Below are 472 nucleotides of genomic sequence, written 5' to 3' on the forward strand. Positions count from 1 at the left end.
CGGACCGGTGCGGGTACAACCCCGAGACCGGTGACATCGAGGTGGTGAACGGCGACCGGAACCCGTGTCTCCTGCTCGTTGTCGACGGGGAAGTCGTCAACTCCTTCGGGATGGACCCCGGCCTCGCCGACAGCATGGCGGCCGGCTCGTGGGCCGACACCGGGAACTTCCGCCTCACGACCGGCGAGTTCGCGGAGGCGCAGACCATCTCGCTGAACCTCCGCGCCGGCGCGCTCCCGGCCGACCTCGACATCAGCGGCGAGGGGACCTCCTCGTCCATCTCGGCCTCGCAGGGGGAGAACTTCCGGACGTACTCGCTGATCATCGGCGTCCTCTCCGTGTTCGCCGTCTCCGGGATGGTGTTCCTCCGCTACCGCGAGCCCCGCGTCGCGCTCCCGATGATCGTCACCGCGCTGACGGAGGTGTACGCGCTCCTCGGCTTCGCGGCGCTGCTCGGCTACCCGCTCGAGCT

The 472-nt window shown here is 69.7% G+C and carries 1 pseudogene; it reads left to right on the forward strand.

The annotated features are described in order from the left end of the window. Nucleotides 1-472 (forward strand): annotated as a pseudogene (locus DVK03_RS19440) (preprotein translocase subunit SecD); the annotation flags it as partial.

Source organism: Haloferax sp. Atlit-109R (genome assembly GCF_003665865.1).
GTDB classification, from domain to species: Archaea; Halobacteriota; Halobacteria; order Halobacteriales; family Haloferacaceae; genus Haloferax; species Haloferax volcanii.